Source organism: Streptomyces sp. NBC_01217 (assembly GCF_035994185.1).
Taxonomy (GTDB): Bacteria; Actinomycetota; Actinomycetes; order Streptomycetales; family Streptomycetaceae; genus Streptomyces.
Window position 1 is genome coordinate 4459392 of sequence record NZ_CP108538.1, and the last position, 19464, is coordinate 4478855.

The window sequence follows — 19464 nt, forward strand, 5'->3', positions numbered from 1 at the left end:
CCCGGCATTCTCGTCAGCAACCCGATGACCACGAGTGAGCGGATGCCGGGTTCGGACATCAGCCGCCGGTGGACCTGCCGGGGCCGCGGCACGGAGCTCCATCGGAATGCGGTGTCCCATACCGGGCTGGTTCCGTCCTCCCGGGGCCGGTCCACCTGCCCGAGCAGGTCCATGCGCCGGAAGGAAGGGAGCGCGGGTCGCTGACGTCGCGCACCAGGTACCTGCGACCTGAGTGCGTTGTGGCAAAGGGAGTCCCTGTTCGATGAGCAGGGGCTTCTTCGTGTGCGGGGCGTGATCGCGACGGAGTAGGGGCAGGCAGCGGACGGCTTGTTGTGGATCGAGGAGGGTGCGATGCCGTCGGTGCTGGGGTTGGTGGAACGGCGTGAGGCGCGGGCGAGGCAGGAGCTGGAGTCCTGGACGGAGGTTCTGGAGCAGGCTCAGGCGGAGGTGGATGCCGCGCGGGAGCGGGTCGAGCGGGCCCGGGTGGGGCGTGAGGAACTCGTGTCGGTGCTGGCGGAGGAGCGCACGGTTGATACGCCGGTTTCCGTGCCGTCTGGTCGTGAGGCGGCTGCTGTTGTGGGATCGAGCGGCTTGGGCGCGGGGCAGGGCGGGCGGCCGCCGGTGTGGCGGTCGGGCATGGGTGAAGAGGTGCTCAGCGGCCTGTATCGGGAGGTGTTCGCCGCGGTGGTGGCCGCTTCGGGGCCGGTGAACGGGGTGGAGCTGACGCGGGCGGTGGGCCGGGAGGCGGAGATCAAGAACGAGGTGGAGAAGATCCGTCACCGTGCCAACGTGCTGGAGAAGCGGGGCTGGCTGCTGCGGGCGAAGGACGGACGGTTCATGCCCGCGCCCGGAGCAGTCGGCCGGGGCGCTTGTCCGGCCCGTGCGGAGCGTCCCCGGCCAGGCGCCTCGACAGCCTGATCACGGCGGCCCACCACACCATCTGCTGGTGGTGATCGGGGCGGCGTTCGTGGTCGCGGTTGAGGCGGCGTGAGCGGGAGAGCCAGCTCAGCGTTCGCTCCACCACCCACCTGCGGGCCAGTACGACAAATCCGCGTTGTCCGTCGGAGCGGCGCACGACCTCGACGCGCACTCCGTGGCGGGCGAACGCCTTCGCCAAGGCCGGCCCCTGGCAGGCACTGTCGACCCATACCAGCTTCAGCAGCCGGCCCGGCTGGTCCATGAACGTCTCCAGCAGCGCGGGGGCGGCCTTGGAGTCGTGCACGTCGGCCGTGGTCACGGTGACCTCCAGGAGCAGGCCCTCTGTGTCGGTCAGGATGTGGCGCTTGCGGCCGTCACATGACTTGCCCCCGTCGTATCCGCGACTGTCCTCACCGACGGTTTCGGAGGCGTCCACCGACTGACTGTCGATGATCCCCCCACTGGGCTCGGCGTTGCGGCCCGTGCGTTCCCTCGCCGAGCGTCGCAGGCGTTCGTACAGCTCACGCACGTAGTCGTAGGACCGCCAGCGGCGGAAGAAATCGTAGACCGCCCGCCAGTACGGGAAGTCGACCGGCAGAGCCGTCCACTTCACACCGTTGTCGACGAGGTAGCGCACCGCGTCGAGCATCTCGCGATGGCAAAACGCCTCCGGACGCCCGCCCCGCTTCAGGAGCCAGGCCGGCACCGGCATCACGGAGCGGACCTCGGCCCACTCCGCGTCCGTCATGTCACTCGGATAGCAGCCTGCCCGCCGCCCCGCAGCGATCGAACCGAACCGGTGCACGTAGCAGTCACACCCAAGGGTGACCGCAGTGGACGCAGGCACAGCAGAGATGGTCAACTCGTCCGACAACGGGCCTCCTTGCTCGTGACCGGCCTCAACAACCACGTCACTACCAAGGGGCCCGTTTCTCTATGCCCACGACCGCACCGGCATCTCTGTCCGAATGATCACCCGCACCGCAGGCTTCGAACGAGATCCGGTTTGCCACAACGCACTGAGTCGTCGGCGACTGACGCGAGCGCCTCTGTTGTCCTCTGTTCTCGCGTGTCCTCTGTTCTTGCGCTGGGCCACCGGACGTCGCCCTGCTCCCGGCCTCAACGGGTAGATGCCGCAAAAAAAGACCCCTCTGACCTCGTTTCCGCAGATTCAGAGGGGTCCAGCGATGTGGGGCCTAGGAGATTCGAACTCGAAATTGATACCTTCCTGGCCTGCGGAAACGCCAGGGAAAGCGGACAAACAACCCCGTTTCCATCCTCCTGCGTCCGGCTCGATCCCCCCTCGATCCGGCACCCGTGCTGACGCGTCAGCACGGACCAGCGAGCCGTTGCAGTCACGAATCATGGCTCGCCAGCGACACCCAAACTCCCCTGATTCTGGGGTTCACGCGGCAACCGCATCGCGCGTGCCCATGCAAATCAGCGTGATGACTCCAGAGAGCCCACAGTTGTGTCAGCACGGCGCCCGCATCGTAGCGTCGGGCACTTCGACGTACGCTGATCGGCGCCGGGCTCCCCGTCGCGATCCCAGCCAGCCCGCCCACCCCGAACGAATTCAGGCAGAGAAAGGCCGACCCGGGTCGCCGGCCCCTCACCGATGCTGTACGTCGTCTCGGACATGGCCCCATTGTGTCAAACGAGTAGGAAACGCGAACCCGCACGCCATCCCTCTTGCCGGGCCTAGGGGATCAGCAGGGGAGACCAATGCAGCCCGAGCCCCGGAAACTCGGGCTTCTCAAGCTGCTCGTCAGCACCACCGTGCTGACACGTCACCACGGAAAATCTGGACAAACGCGCCTGTTTTCATCCTCCTCGGTCCGGCTCGATCCCCCTCGATCCCGGTGCCGTGCTGACATGTCAGCACGGGCTCAACGACGTTTGCATTTCGTGAACGACACCTACGAAAGCGCCTGCTCACGGCACTGTAGAGCAGAGCAAAGAGCAGTTTGCTCTGAATGCCCCCACAGTCGCCACAGCCACCCGCCCGTGTAGCTCGCCAAGAACACGGTGAGCCGAAGCCAGATCATCGACGCCGTCCCCCTTCCGCCCTGCGCTGCCTACACTGGGCGCGGGAGGTGTGTGGTGACCATCACTGAGGACCGGCCACAGATGCTGGCCGAGGAGTTCGAGCGCATCGCTGCCGCCGCCGAGCGTGAAGGCGTCCGGATGGAGTTCATCCACGGCAGGCTGGGAGTCAAAGCGGTGCCCGACGGCGACCACGACGAGATCATCCGCTGGCTGATGAAACACTGCATGCAGCACCAGCCCGACCTGTGGCTCTACCCCGAACGCGGCCTGCGCATCGAGCGCTACCGCAAAGGCAACGCCAAACCGGACGGTGCTCTCGCCCCTGAAGGCAGCTTCGCCGGACAAGGCGAGTGGGCTGACCCCGGGCAGGTCGTAATGGTCGTCGAGGTCACCTCGTACGACAGCGACACCGACAAGCGTGACCGCGAGGAGAAGCCGGCCGCGTACGCCCAGACCGGCATCCCCGTCTACCTGCTGATCGACCGCGACACCTGCGAAACCCTCGTCTACAGCGAACCCGACGGCGACACCTACGCCAGCCTGCTGCGCCGCCCCTTCGGCCGCACCGTCGAACTTCCCGCCCCGCTCGGCTTCGCCCTCGACACCGAACCGCTCAAGAACTGGGTCCGCTGACCGTTCAAGCCGCTCGGCCCGCCGCCGCACCTTGGCGGGGGCAGGCAATTTGCCGGGGAACAGGCAGTGCTGTCATCCCCATCACGCGGTCCACGTCGATCTCGCCCCCTACCCACGTACTCCCCGAATGTCAAGATCATCCTGTCGACCATGTGTAGGGCCTCCCTGTAGCACTAGGGTTTTCGGGACGGCCGGAACGGCACGCCGCCGAGCAGGGAGACGGATGCACCATGGGGCAAGAGGCACGGAAGCGACTCGCAGAGCTGCTCGACGGCTCGGAGCGGCACGGGGACTTCAGTACTCGCATCGAGATGCCCGCTCGGGCGCTGCGCATAGAGGTCGACGGTGTCGGCAAGCTGCCCCTGCCGTTGCGCGCCCCGGTCACCAAGAAGCTGATCGCCCAGGCCCGGCAGGCCCGCTTCGGCCGCGGTGAGCAGACCCTGGCCGACACCGGCGTGCGTGACACCTGGGAGATCACTGCGGACCGGTTCACCCTGGGCGGCCCCGACTGGGACCGCACGCTGAGCGGTGTCCTCGACGGGGTTCGTACCGCGCTCGGCCTGCCGCCCACCACCGTCCTGCGCGCCGAACCGCACGCGCTGCTCGTCTACGGCAAGGGGCAGTTCTTCCTGCCGCACCAGGACTCCGAGAAGGACGACTCCATGGTGGGCAGCCTCGTCGTCTCGCTGCCCTCGCACCACACCGGCGGCGAACTCGTTGTCGAACACGCTGGCCGCAGCGTCACGTACCAGGCGTCCCGGGAGCGGCTAACCTTCGCCGCCTTCTACGCGGACTGCCGTCACGAGGTCAAGCCCGTCAACTCCGGGTACCGCATCACCCTCACCATGAACCTTCTCGCCGAGCCCGTCCGGCCGGCCGACGCGGCAGGCAGCGGGCCGGTGGTCGACCTGGCCCACTGCCTGAGCGAGCACTTCGCCCAGCCTGCCGAGGACCGCTACGGCTACGTCCGTACCAAGGCCACGCGGCCCAACCGGCTCGTCTACCTCCTCGACCACGAGTACACCCAGCGCGGATTGGACTGGGACCGCCTCAAGGGCGTCGACGCCACCCGCGCCGTCCTGCTCCGCCAGGCCGCCGGGCAGGCAGACTGCGAAGCGGTCCTCGCGCTGGCGGAGGTGAAGGAGACGTGGGACGCCGTACCGCCCCACGACCGTTACGACTACTACGGCGAGACCGAGCACTTCGACGGCTGCGAGGACGAGGAATGCGAGGGTGACTGCCTCCTCGACCCCGACGGCGAGCCCGGAGCCGAGCGCCGCCGCAGCGGAGACTTCTCCGACTACGAACTCAACGACCTGATCGACGACGAGATCACCCTCGGCTGGTGGACCCGCCCCGACGGCACCGGCGGTGAGCAGATCTCCCTGCCCGTCCCGTACGCCGAGGTGTGCGCCACCACCGAGAACAAGGACCTCACGCCCTACCAGTCCGAGTACGAGGGCTACATGGGCAACTACGGCAACACCCTGGACCGCTGGTACAGGCGGGCCGCAGTGGTGCTCTGGCCCCGCCGGCGTTCGTTCGAAGCACGCGCCGAAGCGGGCTCTGAGGGAGCCCTGCGCGAGCTCCAGAGCCACCTGGACACCGGCCAGTTGGAGCTCGCACGTACGCTTGCCCGGTCGCTCGCCCCGATCTGGAAGCACCACGGTTCGGGCCCGCCCGCCGCCCCGCTCTTCGCCGCCGCCCTGAGCGTCGCGGTGGGTGTCGGGGAGGCGGACACCGCCGTGATGCTCCTCGCGCCGTTCGGGGTGGAGACCTTGAGCGAGGACCACGCCCCCGACCTCGCACAAGCGGCCGCACGGTACGGACAGACGTGGGCACGCGAGACCGTCGCCAGCTGGTTCGGCCCGACCGGCGCCTACACCGGGGCCGACCGCGCGGCATGGCTCGAATCCCTACCCGGCCTATGTGCCGCTCTGCGGAGCGCTGACGGTGGCGGGGAGGCGGTGGCCACACCGCTGGCCGAAGGGGCCTGGCAAGCGATCGAGGAGCAGCTCACCAGCTTGCTGGGCGTAGGCCGGGAGCCGGAACGCCGCCCGGCCATGGAGCGGCTCGGCACCACACTCGCCCACATCGTGCAAGCAGCTGGCCCCCGGACCGCCGACACGATCACCACCACCCTGCGCGGGCTGCCGGACACCGCCCTGGAATGCCTGCTCCCGGCCCTGCGCGCCGCGGCACGCCACCCGGCCGCCGCACGCGATGACACCCCCGCGGGCGGCGCCTTCCAGTCGCTCGCCGACCACTGTCAGGCCCGGCTGACCGCAGCCGTCGCCCTCCCCGTACGAGCTGCGGACGACTGGTCCCTCGCCCCGGCCGGTACCTGCCGCTCCGGCTGCGACCTCTGCCCCGACCTGGACGCCTTCCTCACCTCCCGCACCCCCCGGGTCATGGAGTGGCCGCTCGCGAAGGACAAGCGCCAGCACATCCACAGCCGTATCGACCTGGCCGGCCTGCCCGTTTCTCACACCACCCGGCGCCAGGGACGCCCCTACACCCTGGTCCTGACCAAGACGGACGCGGTGTTCACCCGCGAGCGGACGGCCCGCGCCCGCGCCGAAACCGATCTGGCCTGGCTCCGGGAGAAATGGCCCCAGCCACGCGGCTGAAAGATCGCCGGAACCCGCAGTCGGCACACCTGAAAGAGGCCGCCCGCACCCGGGGCGCGGTCACCGCCGCCCAGGGCTACGGCGTCGCCTGAAGCCTCGCGCACCCGCCCCAGCGGACCTGCTCGACTTCGGTGCGCACCGTCATCGCCACCCCGGCCAGGACGAACCCGGTCTCCTCACCGAACCGATTGGGCACGGCCGAGGTGTACTCGTCGGCTGCCCCGGTCAGCGGTTGAGGTCGAAGACCCGCACCCCAGCCCCCTCGTACGCATCCGGGGCGACCGTTGCCACCAGCGCATCACTCTCCGGGTCGAGCAACAGACTCCGCGCTGCGTGAACCGAGGCCGCGATCCCCACCGGTACACCTTCCCGGTGCAGCAGCATCACGCCGTACGTCCCCGCGTAGTCGAGGTCAAGGGTGTGGAGGACCTCCAGCTGCCCGACGTGTTCGATGAGCCTGGACCGCTCCCTTGCCATACCCCCCACCCCATGACACCCAGGAGATCCGCCAGGAGAGCCAGCAGCGGAACAACCTTTGAAAACACTGGGCCCACGAGTCTCACGTCAGCATCACCGCGCTGACACGTCAGCACGGAAAATCGGGACAAAAACACCCCCCTGACTGCGTTTCCGCAGATCAGAGGGGTCCAGCGATGTGGAGCCTAGGAGATTCGAACCCGAAACGGACGACGCTCCAACCTGCGGTTTTACCAAGCCTTTGCGAGAGAATCGGACTTTCCGACCCGTTTCCGTCCCGCTCCATCCTGCTCGATCCCGCTGCCCCGACTCGATGTGCCCACTGATGGGCACACCCTCAAAACCCGTTGCGGCTGCAACTCGGATGCACCTCTCAACCCCAGAATTGTAGGCTTTCAGCCGCCCGCGTCCGGCAAACGCGCAAACAGCGTGCGTGCACCCGACGGTCACGGAGCCGGACTAGCCCAAAGCAGGCATTGACGTCTGAATCGCGTCGTCAACGACTCCTTCCGTATTCGGCAGGCCGAGGTCCGTGAAGGACTGCGTGCTGGTGACCACTTCGACGCGATGGGATTGCGCGTAGGAGGCCAGTGCCAGAGAGAGTTTCGGCTCGCAGGCCGCCTTCCCCGCGGCAACGGCGAGGTAGCGCAGCAGTCGCGGCGTCACTCGCATCCGCCCTTGGAGGAGTCGGAGGTTGGTGATGCCGCGCTCAGCCACCAGTAGGCCCGCCTGCTCACGGTCGGGTTTCTCGATCAGCCCCACCATCCTCTGTACCGACCCCTCGCCCGTGCAGACGATCACTCCGTGGTTGCTCGCCTCGTCCACGTTGAATGGTGCGGCTAGCACCGCAGGAGTATCCAGAGGCGTCGCTTCGGCGAGCGTGGACAGTGCCGCGTGCGTGGGATCAACGTTGTCAGCGAAGACCACGTAGAGATCCCCCGTGCGCAGGTGTTCGGCGCCGTTCAGCACGGATGTGATGTCGGCGTACCTGCCGTGCTGGGCGATGAAGTCGACTTGAAGGCAGTCAGCTGCCGACGGCTGGGCTGGAGGCTGGTTGGTGAGCGTCTGGTAGTGGGCCAAGGCTCCGGGGGCGAGGACCTGGCGGGTCCAGTCGATCAGCGGCGTGTAGTAGGGGTGGTGGACCACTACAGCGTGGGCACTGCCGAGGGCGGCGGCTTCATCCACGATGTGCGCCAAACCCGGCCGACCACAAACCGGCCGCAGCTCCTTGGGCAGGTACGGCGACCAGCTACCCACCCGAGTGCCCAGTCCGCCTGCGGCGATCACCACAGGGGGCACCGCAGAGGCTGTCGGCAGATTCATCGGTGTCCCCTTCGGGCCGGTCCCCCGAGCGATAGCGTCGGCGGATGCATACACGTGTGACGGGCATCGTCATCGAGGACGACAAGATCCTGGTGCTCAACCAGGACACCGACGGCCCCAGGACCTGGTCCCTGCCCGGCGGCAAGGTCGAGGACGGCGAGGCTCTGGAAGAGGCGCTGATCAGAGAAATGAAGGAGGAGACCGGCGCCGTGGTTGAAGTGGGCCGGCTGCTGTACCTGTGCGACAACACAAGTGCTCACGTCGTTCACATCACCTTCGAGGCCCGCATCGTGGGCGGAGAGATCGGAGCGGTCAAGGAGGGTGCGGACACGCGGCCGATCCGAGGCGTCGAGTTCGTGGCGCTGGACGACCTGCCCGACCGAGGCTTCAGTGACGTGTTCGTGAAGCTCTGCCGGGACGGGTTCCCGGGCGCGGGTTCATACATGGGGCCGAAGTCCGCAATCGGCCTATGAGCCCAGCGAACTGATCAGCAGCCGGTCGAGTCCGCCTGGCGTGGTCCGGGCGGACTCGTTGACGGAGTCGACCCACTGATTGAGCAGGTGCGCCAGCTCCCAAGCTCCGAGCCGAGCGGCATCGGTGGTGTGGAGGTCGCGTACCAAGCGAATCCCAACGCCTCGCGAGGAGCCCAGCAAGTAGCGCGAGCGGACAGCCGACACCGCATCCTCGGTGCTCGGAGTGTTCCAGGCCGCACCGAACAAGTACCGCTGTATGGGCTGCGATTCAGGCAGCGCGGGGCCATCGCCACACCAAATCTGAACGTTGCCGATCAAGTGGTGAATCTCCCGATCGCCAAGGCCGGGGGGTTCCACCACAGGACAGCTGTCACCCACGACGTAGCCGCTGTTGTACGCCCGCGCTCCCTTCGTGGCGGCCAAGGCTTCGGCTCGGCTGGGCAACCGCGCTCCGAACCATGCGGCCGCGACTGCCGCCCCGATCCACGTGACCCAGTACGCGGGATGGGACTCGTATCCGCGGCTGACCTCCCAGCGCCGATTGGCCGGGTCGTGGTGGAGTCGTCCACCACGTTCGTGGGGCATCGGGCACACCAGGAGATTGGTACCGAGCCGGGAGTTCACTGCCCCGCCCGCGTGCAGCATGGTCAGCAGCTCGGCCATTTCCGCGTTGGTGACCAGCAGATTGCGCCACTGGGCCTGCCCTACTGGCCTGTAGGCCGGTTTGGCCATCCGCTGGGGATCAGGTTGGGGACGGACGCGGCGGCTGGGCCGGAGCACGGGTTCGTGCACCTCGTACTGATCGTCACCTGCGAGCCACTGGGTGACGGTCTCGGTCACTTCGGGGTCGAGCTGTTGGCGGGCCTGGGCGAGAGTCTTCTCTACCGCAGCGCTGACGAGGTCCACCACACCGGAGGCCAATTCGGCGACCAAGGTGTCCTTGCGTCCGGTGGTGGCGAAGGTGGTGTCCGTCGCAGTCGTAGTGCCAGCAGCGACGTTAGGCGACTCCTCGGCCGGTCCCGGCATTCCGATACCGAGGAACTGGGTGAGGCCCACTTCCGTACGTCCGGGATCGCTGACGTGCTGTTCGTACGGGATGACCAGGCGGGGACGGCGGAACGGCTCGTCTCCGTCGAAGAGGGCGCGGGCGAGCAGCAGTGCGTTCACGACGATCAGCCGCCCCAAAGCGGTGGCCGGATCGGGATCGTCCTGCGGAAGGAGCGGGGCGAAGACCGTACGCCACCTGGGTGCGCGGGCCGTCGCGGCAACCTGCGCGTAGCGGTCGCCGTAGCGCCATCGGTCCCAGAGCCGACCTCGGGCGAACGAGGAAGCGATCCCGATGGGTGCCCGGGTCAGGACGACGGCCGGCGATTCAGGCAGCATGCCCAGAACGGTGTCCGTGGCGAAGAAGAGATTCGTCTCCTTGACCAAGTGCCGGGGTTGCCCGTGCAGGTCGCTGAGCGCGCACAGGAGATGGTGCCAGCCCAAGCCGCTGAGTCCGGTCCCCTGAAGACTCGGCGGCACGCGGTTACCAGGCGACAACGGGTGTTCGCGACCGAGCTGCTGGCGGAAAGGCTCGTTGTGCTGCGGCATTGCCCCGCGCAATGAGTCGGACAGCCAGTTCGATCCGACCCTCTCGAAGATGCCGAGGGCCAGCGCGGGTGGCGACGCCGGCCTTCCGTCCTGCTCGTTGAGGTGGGCGGCCAGACGCACGACGATGCTACGGATAGTGCCGTCGGGCAGAGCCGCGCTCAACGCGGGGTGCGGCTTCGCGGGCGGTAAGGGTGCCGCGCCGGGGTCCGTCTGTTCGTGACTTGTTGTCATGACCCGCAAACGTAGAGCCACTTCGGTCATCCACCCCTGAGGAAAACTCAGGGCTGAGTAACGCTCAGGGTCTGCATATGCCTATGCCGTGGGTCGCTTGACGCTACGCAGCGGCCTGGGCTGCCTGGGGTCGGGCGCCCAAGGTCTGGCCCAGTGCCCGTTCGACCGAGACCAGGATGACGACCCGCTCAGGGTCCGGGGCCGGCGTACGGCCATATCGCTTTCCGTAACGGGCAACCGCGTCTTCGACCGCAGCCTCGTCGGTGCACACCTCCGCCACCCCTTCGAGCGTGGCCCACCGGCCTCCGTCGACCTGGCACAGGGCCACGCGGGATTCGCCCCCACCCGCGAGAATGTTGGCCACTTTACGACTCGATTTGCGGGTGATAACTCTGGCCACTCCGGCGGCGACATCCACCGTCACACCGACGGGCACGACATGCGGTCGCCCATTGGGTCGCAGCGTGGTCAGCGTGCACAGATGGTACTCACTCCAGAACTCCAGGTAACTGTCCGGCTGGGTGGATATCGCGTTCGACATGGCTGAAAGCGTAAACGCTTCAGCTGCCCGAACTGCCCCAGAGTGACCGCCGCCACACCCCCTCCGATCAGCCATTTTGTCCACTTCGCGGGCGTTTGCGAGAGTGCCCGCTCCACTTAAAGTCTCAGGTTGATAACGGAGTCGCACATCGACTCGCAAAAGTTGATCCGTTCACGCCATACCATAAACCTCCAGCTCAGAGCCTCGCACGAGATTGAACAAGGTTGATTTACGTCGCTTTGACCGGCCGAAGTTACCTGGTTTCTACACGAATCGATCATGCTTTTTAGGCCATGCCCTGTCGGAAGCGTCACGTACTGTCCAAAGAGGTTCCCGGGAGCTCCACGGGGCAGCCCCGCTCGGGCGTCGGTGCGTGTTCGCGTACGTGATATCCGAGTAGACGGGAGGCCCTGGTTGTCCTGGCATCCCTCTCCCTGCGAGGGGGTTTAGTGGGGCGCAGGCGCAGCCGACTGCGGTCGTTTCCGGCGCCGGGAACCGGACGTCATCGACATGGGCGCGGTGTCGCCCGGCTCGGGGGAGCCATCAGAGCCGGTTGGAGGGATTACTCAGTGTGGTCGGATAAGAGTGGTCGAGACACGTCGGAGCCCAAGGTTCCCGCTCAGGACGGAGTCAACCGCCGTCGCCTTGGGCGCTGGCGTGCAGCCACGGCCCGGACGGTGGAGAAGGATCTGCACCGCCTGATTCGGCGGGAGCTGCAAGACCTCGGGGTAACTCCCCCACTCGACGTTCACGACCTTTGCGAGAAGCTGAGCCGGCGGCGCGGGCGCCCGCTGTTTCTGCGTGCAGCTCCGCTGCCCAAGCCCGGCCCCTCGGGCATGTGGGCGGAGTACGACACCTACGACGTGATTCTGTACCAGCAGGAGACGACCGAGCTGCACCAGGATGGGATCATCCTGCACGAGGTCGGACACATCCTCGTGGCGGAGAACGAGAAGGCAGCCGAGGACTCCGCCCGCAAGGTGGAGACGGATACGCCGGATACCGCTCCTGATGAAGACGCGGCGGCCGTCGACGTGGAGGGGTGGGCCACCCTGTTGCCGGTCTTCGGGACCGAGGCGATCAAGCGTGTTGCCCAGCGTTGCTCGTACGACGACGGCGAGGAGTGCTCCGTCGAACTCGCGGCGACGATCATCCTGGAGTGGTCGGCCCTGCTCGCAAGCTCCACTCCTCCGGCTGATGATCCTGCCCTGCGCCGGGTCGAGGCGGCTCTTGGCGACCGGCGAGGATGGCTGTAACTCGTGGAACTCCTGCTCTTGGGGCTCCTGGCCGCACTGGTCTGGAAGCTCTACCAGTGGAAGCGAAGCCCGCATGACGCACCTCTTCGCTCGGTCACCCTCTGCCTGCTCTGCGCTGCGCTCTCGTACCCCGTAGCGATGCCCGGCGGCGCGTCCGGAGTCGACACCGTCGCCGGCCACGGGACGGCGAAGCTGATCCAGAACGTGCTGTTGCTCCTGACGGTCTACTTCCTCATGTGCTTCTACCTCTACTCCGCCGCTGACGAAGAAGCGGGGCGTCGGCAGGCACGCAGGGAAGCCATGCTCGTCGGGGTCGTCGCAGTCGCGATTACCGTGGCTGCGGAGTCGGTGCCACACGAGGTCTTCGCCGGCAGCTTCAGCACAGCCGACATGACGATTCCCCAGATCGCCTTCTTCTACGGCGGCGCTGGCCTCTACCTCATGTATGCCCTCGGCATGACGTTTCGGTGGACCCGCCGATACGCCCGCATGTCCCGACGCCCGCACTCCACCGGGCTCTGGATGACCGCCGTCGGTCTGGGAGCGATGGCCGTAGCGTGCGCGATTCGAGCCGTCATCGTCGCCGTTCGCTCAGCAGACGTGGACGTGCCACATCCCCTTATGGCGGCCGTGGCCTTCCTCTTGGTCGCATCAATCCTGCTGTTCGCCGCGGGTGTCACCTACTCCGGAGCCCGAGCGCGAATTTCCTCCCTACGACTCTGGCTTCAACACCGGCGTGATCACCGTCGCCTCTCGCCTCTGTGGGAGTTGCTGGCGGAGGCGTATCCGGACAACGTGCTGAGGCCGGCATCCTCTGCTGCACTGGACCGATGGCGGGCCCGTGGCGTGCACCGGCGCTACCACCGCCGCATCGTGGAGTGCCGCGACGGCCTGGTGGACATCAGCCCGTACCTGCTGGACGAGGGTGACGACAGCACAGTCCTCAACATCGACTCCGCCGAGCTCGCCGCCCGGCTTCGCCGGGCCTCCACTCGGATCGAGAAGGGGGTGCCTGCGCCCCGCCGCGCGGTCCCGCTCGCGATGGCGCTGGGGAGCGACCGCGAGTCGGATGTGAAACAACTGATTGCGGTATCCGACGAACTGCGCGCAGCCGCATGACCTCGCAAGATCAAGGAGTCACGATGCTGATTACCGGTGGACGAGTGCTCGTCGAGTCGGGGACCTACCTGGAAGACGGTGCCGTTCTCATCGAGGGCGACTCGATCTCTGCCGTCGGGCCGCGCAAGGAGATCGAGGAGCGGGCCGGGGCCGACGCGCCTCGATTCGAGTTCGGCGGAACCGTGCTGCCGGGGCTCATCGACGCTCACGTTCACCTGGCCTTCGATGGCGGGCCTGATCCGGTGTCCACCCTCCAGGGCTCGACGGATGAAGCCCTGTTCGAGGACATGCGGCGGCGCAGCGAACAGCTCCTGCGCAGTGGTGTCACCACCGTCCGCGATCTCGGTGACCGCGGCGGACTGGCGCTTCGTCTGGCTGCGGAAATCAGCGATCGGCGTACACCAGGACCGAGGATCGTCTCCGCGGGCACCCCGGCGACCACCGTGGGCGGACACTGCCACTTCCTCGGCGGCGAAGTCTCCGGCGAGACCGAGATCCGCGAGCTCGTACGGCGCAACCTCGCGGCCGGGGCAGGCGTCATCAAGGCGATGGTCACCGGTGGCGGCCTCACGAAGGACGGCCCCAGGAGCCACCAGTCGCAGTTCACGCCGGAGGAACTGGCCGCCCTTGTGGAGGAAGCCCACAAAGCGGGCGTGCCTGTCGCGGCCCATGCGCACGGTGCCGACGGCATCGCCTCAGCCGTAGAGGCCGGCGTCGACACCATCGAGCACTGCACTTGGATGTCGAGCGATGGCCTGGACTTCCGGCCCGACGTGGTTCAGCAGATCATCGCGAAGGACATCACCGTCTGCCCGGCCGTAAGCCCGCACTGGCAGATGCTCCCGCGCTTCTTCGGCGAGGAGCGCGCCAACGCGATGTTCGACCTGGTGCGGCAGATGGCCGACGCCGGAGTCCGCCTGATCGCGGGGACAGATGCAGGCGTGCAGCGTGCCGGCTTCGACGGGCTTGCTCAGGCCCTGTCGTTCTACTCGCACCTGGGGCTGTCGAACGCCTCGATCATCGACATGGCGACGTCGCAAGCGGCTGCTGCCCTGGGCCTGGGCGAGATCACAGGGAAGGTCGCTCCCGGCTTCCGAGCGGATCTCCTCCTGGTGGACGGTGACCCGCTTGCGGATCTCTCCGCACTGAGCGGAGTCCAAACCGTGTTCGCCTCCGGTCTGCGCCACGAACCGAACAGCACGGGACAGTAAGAACCTCACCCTGGTGCCCTGTTTCCTGACCCTCGCGGGTCCGGGGAACAGGGCACCAGCGCCGCATCACGGAACGTTCGCCCCTGTCGCCGGCCAGCTGAAGTCCTCAGCCGGTCGCATGGCGGTCTCGCCAAGCGATGCAGCGGCGGATCATGCTGTCCGCTCCTCGCGGTTGGCATGGCCGGTGCCGGTAGAGGAACATCCGGGTGGTTCGATGCGCATTAGGACAGCTTGTACCGTAGGCGGCATGTGTGCGGATATTCGTACTGTGTTGCGTAAGCAGGAGGAAGAGCTGCGGCACTTTCGCCGGAACCTGTTCTCTACGGAGCCGGCCGATAGCGGCCTGGCCTCCGTACTGCCCACAACCGTGCTGGAGCAGTTGCGGGCGAAGGGAAAGACGGTGCCGCACCGTTTCGGACCGGTGCGCTCGGTGACCGACCGGCATGCTGTCCTCACTATCGTCGGGGACATCATCGACCAGGCCGTACTCCTGGACCGTCCTGGCCGGGAAGGGGCTGTGCTGACACTGTCGGTCGCCGCGCGGCACAAGCAGCTCGGCACTCGCCAGGCAGTTGACCCAGGGGAGGCGCGGGCCTGGGTGGAAGCGATCGTGGGCCCCAAGTGGCTGCCGCACTTCTACTCTGCTGGGGCCCTGAGCGGCTCCACTGCGGGCGAGACCTCGCCGTCGAGGCCGTTGACGACGCAGTACTTCTACCTGTTCCTTGGCGCGGACGGTGTCCCGCACGCCGAGCCAGAACATCAGCTCGGCGTGCAGTTGACCCCGCTCATCCATACGCCCTGACGATCACCAAAGTCCAGGGCGAACGTCGCCTGATGCGGCACTAGGCCGTGTATCGAAAGCAGACCTTGGGATCGTCGAGTGGCAGCTGAAAGGGCTCAGTAACCTGATCTTCCGGCTCCTGACCGTCAGCGCCGGTGAACCCGGCGATCCACAGCCATAACGACCACAACACCACCAGGGCGCGCGGGCGCGCCCTGAGACCGCTGGCGGCCGATCGCCAACGCCGCGGCAGACGCAGGGGCGGGCGGGTGAATGGCCTAGGCGGGGTGAGGAGGTTATTCGGGGCTGCCTTCGTCTGTAGTGGTCTCGTCGTCGATCAGCCCGTAGGGGGGCCGGTCCTCGTTGCGGCTGTACCGGACCACGACGTTCTCTTCCACGAGCACGGGCGGACTGTTGTCGACGATGATCACCTGGGCACCGGCCCCCTGTTCAGCCAGCCAACTGGTCAGGTGGCGGTAGAAGTCGTCGATGGCGATCGCGTCTGCGATTACCGCGTCCCGGGTGGCGCCGTGGCCCAGGTTCTTCTGCGGGCTGTCGATCATGAGGAAGCCTGGGTGGGCGGCCGATGTTTCGACGGCCACTTCGAAGACGGCCAGCTGCCAGGCCAGGGTCAGGAGTGTTCGGGCGCCGGATGATGCCTCGCGGTAGGAGTCGCCGCGTACGTGAGGAACCAGGTTCGTGTCGATTATCGGCTGGCTGAGTTTCGGGTAGCGCCACTGCCGCAGGAGTTCGCTGTACCGGCCGCTGATTCGGCCGACGACCAGGTCCCGGTCCTGTGCGGCATCTCCCAGCCGGTCGCGTTCCTCCCGCAGGCGTTCGATCTGTGCCTCCTGCCGCTCCACGAGCGCGGCGCGCTTCTCCAGGCCAGCCTGAAGCTTCGTCGCGTTCTCGGCGTGCTGGAGATGACGGAGGACTTCCTCGCGCCGGCGCTGGAGGTTGTCGCGAGCGGCGAGGAACGGGGTGACGGTGGGCGAAGTGGCTTCGTCGACCGCGGCCGCGGCACGTTCTTCGTCGATGGCGGCGTCTTCTGCCTGGAGCTTCAACGTGGCGAGCGAGCTGTCCAGGCCCTCAACGTAGGCAGTGATCTCCTTCAGACGGGCCTTGGTGGCCCTGACCTCGGCCGCGACATCCAGCCGCCCTTCATCCGACGAGTGCTCGGCTGTGGCGGTGCCGAGCGTCAGGTGCCCGTCGCCGTGGGGCAGCTCGTGGCTGCACAGACTGCACGAGCCGTTCTCCACCGACGGGGGAGCGGGCAGCCGATTCAGGCACGCCGGGCAGGTCGTGACGCTGAGGGGGTCGAACAGGCGCTGCGCTTCGGCCAGCATATTGAGCTTGACGAGGTCGTCCGCGTACTGCGCCCGCAGCGGCATCATCCGGGTGAGTTGCGTCTCGCAGTCACGTACCACGCCGGCGGCTCGCCGGGCGCGCTGGGCAGCTTGCTGGTGCTCGCGGCGCAGACGCCCGGCGAAGGTAGTGCCGGCTTGCGCTGCCTCGTCGAGGGCCCGTAGCTGCTCGGTCAGCTCCCGCAGCTCGCCTTCGTATTGGTCAGCGATCAGCGCGCCGACCGTGGGAACGTCCTGCTCGTCGACGAACGCCCGTGCTGCGGCGAGTTCGGAGCGTGCCTGGGTGAGTCGGGCGCCCAGTTCCTTGATGCGTTGCCCAAGCTCGACGGCGCGGTCGTCGTGAACGCCGAAGACGACGTCGACCACCTGCTTCAGCTTGTGCTTCTTCATGTACTCGTTCTCGAACAGGAAGTTCTTGGAGGCGATGCGCTCGTTGGGCAGGAACGCGAGGTTCATGAGGTCGCGGATGCTCAGGGGGTCGGTCCGGGACTCACGGCTGGAGGGGGCCTCCCGCAGCTGGACGCCTTCGAGCTTGCAGTGCCCCAGCAGCAGAGCGGAGAGGCTCTCGGGCGCTCCCGCCGGCTCGATGGTCCTGCTCTCAGGCTTGGAGAGCGGCGGGCTGTCCAGCGTCCCCCGGCGTACGTAGGCGACCTTCGACGGCTCCCCGACGGGCCGCTCGATGACGTGCGGTTCGCCGGACAGCTCGACTTCCAGAAGGCAGGAACGGACCTTCCGCAGCACCTCAGGATGCCGTGGATGGCGCTTCCCACCGAGGCCGTAGGCGATGAACTCCAACACCGCGGTCTTGCCCGAGCTGAATGCCCCGGCCACCACGGACAGGTCCCGAACCCGCTGGTCCTGCGTGAAATCGACGTCATAGTTCCGGCTGACGCCAGCAAGGCGCAGGCGCCGGATCCGGATGCCAGGCAGAGGCTGCATGGTGGTCATCCCTCCCAGGGCATGTCAGGTGCCTGCGGTCCCGGACCCAGCACGCTGAGGAGCGCGGCACCGGGCCCGCCCTCTCCATCCGGCCGCAGCCACCGTGCGGTCTGTTCCCGCAGCGCCTTGTCGCTGAGCTTGCGGAGGCGACGCACGACGATGGACGCCGCAGTGGTGAACGACGCGGCGTAGGTGGCGGTGAAGCGAGCCCCGAGTTCCCGACCGCGGTTGCTGATCGAATAGGCGAAGGCGCCGTTGCGGTTGTGGACCTCGCAACACCCGTAAGCCACGAGCAGTCCGAGGTCGTGCTGGATGCGCTCGCGTCGACTGGTGAAGCGCTGCGAGGAGGACGCGTACGAGAGCACCTGCGGATCGAACCCGGCCAGCCTGAGCATATTGCCCTCCCGGCCGTCGGAATCGACGACGAGGAAGGGATTCGCCGACAGGAAGTCGTAGTAGCCGATGCGCTCCAGGCTCGCCCCCTTCGCGTCGTGTCCGGCGACAGCGTCGAGAAGAAGCAGCAGCTGCGCCAGCCGGAAGGTCACCTCGTCCTCCGGCATCATCACCGGCCGGTGTGCTTCCACAGCGAACTCCTCGTAGGTCTGACAGGACAGGCGACGGCGGTCAGCCGTCGGAGTGCTCGGCGGCGATCTGCCGCCAGTGTTTGACCCAGCCCGCCTTGCGGTTGTCCACGAGCCGGTGGACCAGCCCCCAGCTGTGCACCAGCTCCAGGCGGAGCGACTTCGGCAGTTTGTCGTGCTCGTTGCGTACATCCCGCCAGACACGGGTGTGGAGAACCCGAAGCGCGTCCTCGGCCGCGCATTCGTTGAACTGCATCTCCCATAGACCGTGGAGCGTCGCATCGGCGGAACTGAGCGCCGCCACCTCCGCCGGAACATCCTTGTGCGCGATCTCGCGAGCCACCAGATCGGCATTGAAGAACTGCCTCTTGGCCGAGTCCAGCTCCACGTGGCCGGCTTCGGTCATCTGCCGAATGAACAAGGCGGAGCCAAGGGCGGCTGCCTTGTCGTCCTCGACTTCGAGTACCAGCCGAAGCTGCTCCACGGGGCCGGGGGCGGCCTGAGCGTACGTCTCGTAGAAGCCGCGACGCACGTCGTCGCCCTCGGGGCTAAGCAGCTTCTTCCGGAGGGCGGTCTCGTCCCAGAGCTGGATGACGAGGCTGTGTTCCTTCTCCCTCGCCTTCGTCCACGTGTCCCACCATGCCGTCATGGGGCCGTCCATGCTGGAGGGGATGCACAGAATCCAGCTGGCGATGGTGTGGCCGTTCTTGACGGCTGCCTTCAGCACGTTGTCGAGCGAGTCTTTGACCTGTTGTACGTGCTTCTTGGTGGTGGCCGGCATGAAGTACTTGGACTGCCACACTGTGATCGCTCCGCCGAGGTTTCCGGCGAAGGCGTCGATACCCCAGTCGCCCGGGTTGGCAGCGACGGACCGTACGTTTGGGGTAGTCGCGGCGGCAAGCTGAGCGATCATCGTTTCGAAGTCGTCGCGGGCTCCGCCGGGGCTTCCCCCGCGGACTGCGTGCACATCGAAGCTGATTGGCTGGACACCCGTCGGCACGGCTATCGAGTCAGGCACAGCCCACCCCCCCTGCGCCGGTGGCTGCACACAGGACGTTCCCCGAGCGTCACACACCGTATCGGTGGAGCCTATCCAACGGCCACTCGTCTGATCAAGAAGTGGAACGCACCGGCATCTCAAATACGGTCCACCGCGCAGCACGGCAATCGCGCGAAACCTGCGGGCCACGGTCCAGGCGTGCAGGTCGTCTTGGCGAGAGGGCTGCAGCCCTCTCGCGCTCTCCCGCACCATCCGTCCGTAGTCGTGCAGTGGTCAAACGCCGCCGTTGGGTGCGGCAGCCGGACTGCGGCCGGCCCGTGCAGGCGTGTTCCGGTGATGTACGTC

Annotated in this window: 16 protein-coding genes; 8 read left to right on the forward strand and 8 right to left on the reverse strand. The window is 67.2% G+C overall.

The features are described 5' to 3' along the window. Positions 1–351: 351 nt before the first annotated feature. The gene (locus tag OG507_RS19615; protein ID WP_327368495.1) at positions 352–918 is read left to right on the forward strand and encodes a hypothetical protein; all 567 of its coding nucleotides are present in this window, start codon (positions 352–354) and stop codon (positions 916–918) included. Here OG507_RS19615 and OG507_RS19620 read toward each other — a convergent pair. Then, entirely contained in the window at positions 836–1666 is an 831-nt protein-coding gene (locus tag OG507_RS19620) for an IS5 family transposase (RefSeq protein WP_327368496.1), read from the reverse strand. The two genes, OG507_RS19615 and OG507_RS19620, sit on opposite strands and share 83 nt — an antisense overlap. A 1382-nt stretch (positions 1667–3048) precedes the next feature. On the opposite strand from OG507_RS19620, the gene OG507_RS19625 reads away from it, so the two are divergent. Together OG507_RS19625 and OG507_RS19630 are read left to right on the forward strand one after the other, a co-directional pair. Further along, positions 3049–3600 (forward strand): Uma2 family endonuclease, encoded by a 552-nt coding sequence (locus tag OG507_RS19625; RefSeq protein WP_327372031.1) that lies wholly within the window; start codon positions 3049–3051, stop codon positions 3598–3600. A gap of 230 nt (positions 3601–3830) precedes the next feature. Beyond that, positions 3831–6230 carry a 2OG-Fe(II) oxygenase gene (locus OG507_RS19630; protein WP_327368497.1) on the forward strand — a complete coding sequence of 800 codons (2400 nt, stop codon included), beginning with the start codon at positions 3831–3833 and terminating at the stop codon, positions 6228–6230. Between the two features lie 225 nt (positions 6231–6455). On the opposite strand, the gene OG507_RS19635 is transcribed toward OG507_RS19630, so the two are convergent. Continuing rightward, a complete protein-coding gene (locus OG507_RS19635; protein WP_327368498.1) occupies positions 6456–6707 on the reverse strand; it encodes a hypothetical protein in 252 nt (83 codons plus the stop codon). A gap of 459 nt (positions 6708–7166) precedes the next feature. Continuing rightward, on the reverse strand, positions 7167–8030 hold the full coding sequence (locus tag OG507_RS19640; RefSeq protein WP_327368499.1) for an NTP transferase domain-containing protein: 864 nt from the start codon (positions 8028–8030) through the stop codon (positions 7167–7169). Between the two features lie 44 nt (positions 8031–8074). On the opposite strand from OG507_RS19640, the gene OG507_RS19645 reads away from it, so the two are divergent. Beyond that, positions 8075–8503, forward strand: a complete 429-nt coding sequence (locus OG507_RS19645; protein ID WP_327368500.1) for an NUDIX hydrolase — start codon at positions 8075–8077, stop codon at positions 8501–8503. On the opposite strand, the gene OG507_RS19650 is transcribed toward OG507_RS19645, so the two are convergent. Next, the gene (locus OG507_RS19650) at positions 8498–10327 is read right to left on the reverse strand and encodes an SUMF1/EgtB/PvdO family nonheme iron enzyme (protein WP_327368501.1); all 1830 of its coding nucleotides are present in this window, start codon (positions 10325–10327) and stop codon (positions 8498–8500) included. The two genes, OG507_RS19645 and OG507_RS19650, sit on opposite strands and share 6 nt — an antisense overlap. A gap of 103 nt (positions 10328–10430) precedes the next feature. Beyond that, the gene (locus tag OG507_RS19655) at positions 10431–10868 is read right to left on the reverse strand and encodes a pyridoxamine 5'-phosphate oxidase family protein (RefSeq protein ID WP_327368502.1); all 438 of its coding nucleotides are present in this window, start codon (positions 10866–10868) and stop codon (positions 10431–10433) included. Positions 10869–11545: 677 nt separating this feature from the next. Here OG507_RS19655 and OG507_RS19660 point away from each other — a divergent pair. The 4 genes from OG507_RS19660 (at position 11546) to OG507_RS19675 (ending at position 15256) form a co-directional block, all read left to right on the forward strand. Beyond that, positions 11546–12124, forward strand: coding sequence for a hypothetical protein (locus OG507_RS19660; RefSeq protein ID WP_327368503.1), 579 nt, complete (start codon positions 11546–11548; stop codon positions 12122–12124). Positions 12125–12127: 3 nt separating this feature from the next. Continuing rightward, positions 12128–13243: an MAB_1171c family putative transporter gene (locus OG507_RS19665; RefSeq protein ID WP_327368504.1), complete on the forward strand. Its 1116-nt coding sequence runs from the start codon at positions 12128–12130 to the stop codon at positions 13241–13243. A 23-nt stretch (positions 13244–13266) separates the two neighbouring features. Further along, entirely contained in the window at positions 13267–14454 is a 1188-nt protein-coding gene (locus tag OG507_RS19670) for an amidohydrolase family protein (protein WP_327368505.1), read from the forward strand. A gap of 247 nt (positions 14455–14701) precedes the next feature. Next, positions 14702–15256 (forward strand): hypothetical protein, encoded by a 555-nt coding sequence (locus tag OG507_RS19675; protein ID WP_327368506.1) that lies wholly within the window; start codon positions 14702–14704, stop codon positions 15254–15256. Positions 15257–15531: 275 nt separating this feature from the next. On the opposite strand, the gene OG507_RS19680 is transcribed toward OG507_RS19675, so the two are convergent. Genes OG507_RS19680 through OG507_RS19690 form a run of 3 tightly spaced genes read right to left on the reverse strand, consistent with a single transcriptional unit; the run spans position 15532 to position 19137 of the window. Then, a complete protein-coding gene (locus OG507_RS19680; protein ID WP_327368507.1) occupies positions 15532–17538 on the reverse strand; it encodes a DNA recombination protein RecN in 2007 nt (668 codons plus the stop codon). Positions 17539–17543: 5 nt separating this feature from the next. Then, complete coding sequence (locus OG507_RS19685; protein ID WP_327368508.1) at positions 17544–18122, reverse strand: ABC-three component system middle component 2; 579 nt, start codon at positions 18120–18122, stop codon at positions 17544–17546. A gap of 40 nt (positions 18123–18162) precedes the next feature. Beyond that, positions 18163–19137: a serine/threonine protein kinase gene (locus OG507_RS19690; protein ID WP_327368509.1), complete on the reverse strand. Its 975-nt coding sequence runs from the start codon at positions 19135–19137 to the stop codon at positions 18163–18165. Positions 19138–19464: the final 327 nt, after the last annotated feature.

Coding starts and splice junctions, on each gene's coding strand:
- OG507_RS19675 (WP_327368506.1), top strand. CDS start 14,702: ATGTGTGCGGATATTCGTACTGTGTTGCGTAAGCAGGAGGAAGAGCTG.
- OG507_RS19630 (WP_327368497.1), top strand. CDS start 3,831: ATGGGGCAAGAGGCACGGAAGCGACTCGCAGAGCTGCTCGACGGCTCG.
- OG507_RS19615 (WP_327368495.1), top strand. CDS start 352: ATGCCGTCGGTGCTGGGGTTGGTGGAACGGCGTGAGGCGCGGGCGAGG.
- OG507_RS19635 (WP_327368498.1), bottom strand. CDS start 6,707: ATGGCAAGGGAGCGGTCCAGGCTCATCGAACACGTCGGGCAGCTGGAG.
- OG507_RS19620 (WP_327368496.1), bottom strand. CDS start 1,666: ATGACGGACGCGGAGTGGGCCGAGGTCCGCTCCGTGATGCCGGTGCCG.
- OG507_RS19625 (WP_327372031.1), top strand. CDS start 3,049: ATGCTGGCCGAGGAGTTCGAGCGCATCGCTGCCGCCGCCGAGCGTGAA.
- OG507_RS19650 (WP_327368501.1), bottom strand. CDS start 10,327: ATGACAACAAGTCACGAACAGACGGACCCCGGCGCGGCACCCTTACCG.
- OG507_RS19670 (WP_327368505.1), top strand. CDS start 13,267: ATGCTGATTACCGGTGGACGAGTGCTCGTCGAGTCGGGGACCTACCTG.
- OG507_RS19645 (WP_327368500.1), top strand. CDS start 8,075: ATGCATACACGTGTGACGGGCATCGTCATCGAGGACGACAAGATCCTG.
- OG507_RS19655 (WP_327368502.1), bottom strand. CDS start 10,868: ATGTCGAACGCGATATCCACCCAGCCGGACAGTTACCTGGAGTTCTGG.
- OG507_RS19680 (WP_327368507.1), bottom strand. CDS start 17,538: ATGCAGCCTCTGCCTGGCATCCGGATCCGGCGCCTGCGCCTTGCTGGC.
- OG507_RS19640 (WP_327368499.1), bottom strand. CDS start 8,030: ATGAATCTGCCGACAGCCTCTGCGGTGCCCCCTGTGGTGATCGCCGCA.